Origin of the sequence: Clostridium sp. (assembly GCF_036569345.1) — a bacterium.
GTDB lineage: Bacteria > Bacillota > Clostridia > Clostridiales > Clostridiaceae > Clostridium_AD.
Map to the genome: position 1 here is coordinate 1 of NZ_DATCQT010000075.1, position 5,659 is coordinate 5,659.

The 5,659-nt window shown below is 27.9% G+C and carries 5 protein-coding genes; all 5 read right to left on the minus strand.

The features are described 5' to 3' along the window. Positions 1-660 precede the first annotated feature (660 nt). Positions 661-981, minus strand: a complete 321-nt coding sequence (locus tag VIM70_RS07815; RefSeq protein ID WP_331945190.1) for a hypothetical protein — start codon at positions 979-981, stop codon at positions 661-663. Next, positions 971-1,864 (minus strand): ParM/StbA family protein, encoded by an 894-nt coding sequence (locus VIM70_RS07820; protein WP_331945191.1) that lies wholly within the window; start codon positions 1,862-1,864, stop codon positions 971-973. Before VIM70_RS07820 ends, VIM70_RS07815 begins: the two co-directional genes overlap by 11 nt. Before the next feature lie 693 nt (positions 1,865-2,557). Continuing rightward, positions 2,558-3,763, minus strand: a complete 1,206-nt coding sequence (locus VIM70_RS07825; RefSeq protein ID WP_331945192.1) for a replication initiation protein — start codon at positions 3,761-3,763, stop codon at positions 2,558-2,560. A gap of 387 nt (positions 3,764-4,150) precedes the next feature. Then, positions 4,151-4,657 carry a hypothetical protein gene (locus tag VIM70_RS07830; RefSeq protein ID WP_331945193.1) on the minus strand — a complete coding sequence of 169 codons (507 nt, stop codon included), beginning with the start codon at positions 4,655-4,657 and terminating at the stop codon, positions 4,151-4,153. A gap of 1 nt (position 4,658) precedes the next feature. Then, positions 4,659-5,459, minus strand: coding sequence for a ParA family protein (locus VIM70_RS07835; RefSeq protein ID WP_331945194.1), 801 nt, complete (start codon positions 5,457-5,459; stop codon positions 4,659-4,661). Positions 5,460-5,659: the final 200 nt, after the last annotated feature.

The window sequence follows — 5,659 nt, forward strand, 5'->3', positions numbered from 1 at the left end:
TGGTACACTCGACCATAATAAATACCATTGATAAGTATATGGAAATGTTGAAGTTAGACGAAAAAGGTTTGAAACGTGTCAATTCTTTAAGGAAGTTAGTAGGGAATTCAGTTATTTAATTAAATAAAATACAATTTGTTGAAACGCCGTATGAGCTCGAAAGTCTCACGTACGGTGTGAATGGGGGGAAAACTTGGAGATAACATCAAAGAGTTACCTATCCATATAGACGAGGAAACAGTTAAAACTATAGGGGAAGAATTCCAACAATTATCAATGAGATAACAAAAGACCAGAATAAATCCTGGTCTTTTGTTAGTTATTAAAATTATAATGCAATACAATTACGATTTATTTAATAGACCATCATTACCTTAATGTTTAAAAGACTAATATGGTTTTTTATGTGCCACAAAAAAGGAGGCTTTAAAAAAGTAAAATAAACAAAAGACTCTTTGTTAAAAATCTCTTTTAGTTAGTTAAAATTTAGTAAGAATCTAATTAAATTTTACTGTTTTAAAATTAAAAATTTTTTATTAAATATAATATACATCTATTTAATTTTCGAGTTGCAATAGTATTTTCATTGTTTTATTCCTAAATATAATTTTGTTTTCCTTTTTACAATTTGTTTATTTCTCAGGGTTTTTTCTGTTTTATTTACTTATTTAAATTTTTTAATAGGTTTTTAATACTTGTTTTTTGTGTACTGGATATTTTTATTTCTTCATCCACTTTATCAATACTTAATTCCTTCAAAATTTTTTTTAACATATTTCTTAATTCAACTTCATCAATTTTTGTCTTATATTCTTTTTCTACATTTTCTACTTGCTTACCTTGTTTTGCCATATCTTTTTCAATCAGATTCTTGATATAAGACGCAAATGCAATATCCTGATTCTCCGCATATTCCAGTAATTTAATATCTCTTTTATTTGTAAGATTAAATGGTATAGGCTTACTTTTCCTATTGCTCATTAAATTCACTATCTGCAACTAGATCATAAATATTTTGATTAATCATTTGACTATTTTCTACTAATTGAATTACTGGAAATTGCTTTTGCCAATAAGTTATAGTGTCTGCACCACCGCCACCGATAAGATATATTTTAGAAGCATTTTTAACTTTAAAATCATTTTTAATATATGAAGCCGTTTCGACGATGTGGTTCTCGACAATTGGTCTAATATCTGTTATATCTGTCTCTTTGTTATCAATAATAACAGTTTTTTTATTAATAATTTTTTCGATTTCAGAAGGTTTAAAGTCAGCACCTTCCTTATTTGTATTTAAATAAGAAGTTATATCTGCATACATTTTATTCATACCTTCATTGTAACTTGCACTTGTCGTTATGGCTAATTCTTCCCACTGTGTTACATTTATCGTTCCTGCCCCATTATCAATAACCAAAACATTGTATTCTTCTTCTGTTTTAATTGGGTAAGCACCTTCAATAAATACCAAACAATCATTAATTCTTATATTATATAAAGTATCCTTTACTTTGATTTGTTGTTGTCCAAAATACTTTATATGTTTTTGCAATTTATCACCCAAAAGTTTAAATTTCTTTTCTGGTAATCCAATTACTAAATTAGCTTCAATAAAATCTTCTTTTGAGCTAAGAGCTATTGCAGTTAATAAACATAATTTATAATATTTTTCAAAATACCTATTATCTCCTGTAAAAGCAGCACCTTCACCAACAATAAATTTTGTTCCTTCAAATTCGACTTGATGAATTTCTTTCTTTACTTTTCCAAAATTAATTATTTCACCAACTTTTACTTTGCTGGCAAATTTACCTTCATTAAATTTTGTATACCCATTTCCAACATCAATTCCTAAATTCATAATTAAATCCTCCTATTTATATCCGAGTATATACATTGTATGTACTTATTGCAATTTATTTTTTTATTATAATAACATTATACCATCAAGTACATACTTTGCATATACTTAGTGCATACTTTTCTAAAAATATTTTCATTTCATATATACTAAGTATATACTTCTCATATACTAGTTTTTACTCAAGAAAAAGTATAAAATACTGTTTAAAAGAATCCTATATGTATGTATTAATAATAATTCCCATCCTAATAATTTTTTTCCTGATACCTCAAAGTTGTATTCTCTTTGAGAATAATTTTTTAATGTGCTTTCTTTCTTTTAACCATGATCTTTACTTTCAGCTCTTTGACGATTTACCTCTTTTTTTCTAATCAGGGTTATTCAGGATTAAGTAAAACTGCAAATAAAGAAAGGCATTAACATTAATATGCTTTGCCCTCTTAGATATTTATAAATAAAGTTTTATCCACAACACTTTCCTCGCTTTTATATCATACATAACACTAACCTACCTTTTGATGAATTTAATACAACACATTCCTACCTTTTTAAATTAAAACAGGTAATACATAACAATAACTTACCCTTTTAATTCATCATTTATCGAAATACATATAAACTAGAAGCTGAATAGGTAGGTTTTTGTTGTGTATAAATTGTCAATCATACAAATGCGAGGATTCTGTTGGGTTACTCTTCATCTGAGGCTACTTCATCAAATGGAGTACTTTGAGAACCGGTATCAACATTATCATCATAAGTAACATCCCATCCTAACAGCTTTTTTTCTAAATCATCAAAATCATATTCCCTTTGTTTATAATCATTAAAACCACCCTTAGTTTCTTTATATGTCAAAGTCCAGTTTCCTTCTATTGCTCTCATCAAAGCACCTAAATAAGATTTTATCTCATTTTTCTTCCCATACTCATCTATTACTAATTTCTTTTCTCTTATGTACTGTCTGATAGATGCCTTCAACTGATATATTTTAATTGAAATAGATGTCTTTTCAACAAGTTTATCAATTTGTTTAGGACTTATTGTAACTCCTAAAAGTTCTCTGAACTCTTTCACAACGTTGTGTTCATTATATTCCGAGGGAACTGTATCGGGATTATCAAGGAAACTTATTTGTTCCCTACCTTGGAAGTTTACTGATTGTTTTACCATTTTAAATTTTACCTTCTCAACTTTTTTATTCACTTTATACAAGCTGTCATCTAGTTCGATATATAAGTCTGTAACTTTATTAATCTGCATTACAGCAGGTTTTAAAATTCTTTGTTTAAAATTAGAGTACTGAGGATATTCAGTATCCTCTATCCCCAACAAAAACCTCAGTTGTCCCACTTCAAAAACTCTTTGCCCAAATACTTGATACTGCTTTAATAATTCGTATATTCTACAAGCATAGTAACTTCTTATATATTTCTTAACATCAAAATCGAATCTTGTGTAATCACTTTTAAATACTAATAAATCAGAAATTAAATCGGGATGAAACTGGAGGGCAACTGCATTTCTGTCTTCAGCTATTTTACAGGTTATAACCCATCTTTTCTTAATTAAATCATTGTTTTCAATATATGTAATATTCCTGTTATATAGCCTATTTGCAGTCGCTACTAACTCAGAGTATATAGTATTGTTTTTAATATTATATTCTTTTTTGTAATCTGAAACATAGACATAAAGTAATTCAAAATCCTTTTGTTTTATAAGTGACTTTACATCTTCAGCAGATAAATTTTTATCTAACATGACAACTTCAAGATTTGATAAGGCAAGGTCTATCAACCTATTCTCAGATGTTGTTAGTTTATAGCTACCTTCAATTAGATTATTGGACTTTACAATTTCTCTTTTTATAATTTCTTGTTTTTTAATTATCATTAATCCAATCCTCCTAAGTTCCTTATATATTGTTAGAATTTTTTAATAAGGTAGGTTTTTGTTGCGTATTGGTATTCTTTTGTTGTAGTTTAGTAGGTTTTTGTTATCAAAAGGTAGGTTTTTGTTACACATTAGTAGGTTTTTGTTGTGGACACGCCAGTTCGTGTCATTCATACCAACCGTCCGATTGAAAAGAAACTGTTTTAAACTGTTTTAAACTATTTTAAACCTTCTTAAACTACTACATGAGGATTTTGTTGTGGTTTAAGAAATCTGTGGATAACTTATAAATTAGACTGATATCTTATTAATAATATTATACCGTATTCTTTTAGAAAAAGACATTTATGCAATTAAATACGGTATTTTTATATTAAAGTCTCTTTTCTATTCTTCCTTATTGAATTTTAAAGCGTTTATAGCTTTTACAATGATCAAATCAACAAACTCAGACTTATCATACCCTGTCCTATCTTTCCCTGCCCCACGACCTGCATATTCAGCGATTAAGGCTATCGTAGATTCCCTCATGAAGAAAGTTACATATTTTTTCTTATCTCTATTCTGAGTCTTCAAGGTAAGTTGTATAGGAGAATTATCTATTACTTTGGTTTCTTTAGGATCTTCCTTTGTTTCAACAGCCCGTTCTTCTTTTGCTTCAGTTTTATTAATTACTTTTTTATGGGCTATATTTCTCTTAGGTTTAGATTTAGCAGGATCATCTGCCACGGTGTCAGTTTCATGTTTAGGCTGAGTAGTTTCATCTACCTTTTCTATCACAGGTACAGGGGTAATTACTTCTTCTTTTTCTTGTAATAGTGAATTATGCTCTTTTACTCCTAGAACATTTTCATTCGTGAACATACTTTTAATTTTTCCTTTTTGTATTGCCATATTATATCGCCTCGATTTCTTTTAATTCTTGTATAAATTCTACATATGCTAGATAACCTGCATTCTTCACATTATAGTAACTAATTGGTAAATTCACCAATGACGTTTCTTGTAATCTTATGTTGTTTGGAATTATAGTTCCAAATGATAATTCTTTAAGTATAGTGTTGTGATTAACATAATATATAAAATCTTTTGAAATTTTTATTCTTTTATCATATTTGTTTATTAACAAGCCACAAATATTATTTTCTATTTCAAGTTCATCACAGAGAGAATTCCATTGACTCATTATATTCATTGCTCCTTGAATGCTGTGCATTCCAATCTCTGTGACAATAATAATACTGTCTGAAATAAACAAAGCATTTAAATTGGAAATACTCATAGCAGGAGGGGTATCACAAATAACATAGTCATATTTAGCAAGGTACTCTTTGTTCTTCTTCATCCATTTCTTCATAATTCCATGTCTCAACGTTACAGATATAAGTTCCATTTCCGTAGCAGTAAGTCCTTTGTCACTAGGTATCAAATCTACAGTGGGCATATCAGCAATAGGTTTTTCTAAAATTACATCTATAGGAGCAATATCATTTTTTAGAACATTACTTATGGAGTCATACCTTTCTGTAAATTGACTTATATTAAAATTGCTAGTCATATTTCCTTGAGAGTCGAAATCTATTACCAAAACTTTCTTATTCTCCTTGGCAAGGAACCCTACTAAATTAAATGCAACATTGGTTTTACCTGTGCCACCTTTCATGGTTGCGAATGATAATATCTTTGGATTAGCCATTTATTTCCTCCCTTTTATTATAAGTATATTATATTTTTAATTTTAACATATTTTGTTATAAATTAAAATAGTATTTTTGTGTTAAAATAATTACTATAAGTATAATACAATAGTATATACAATACAAATAAAAATATTTTATATTTGTATTGTATATATAAAATACAATACAAATAATATGTATTAAAATTTTACATATA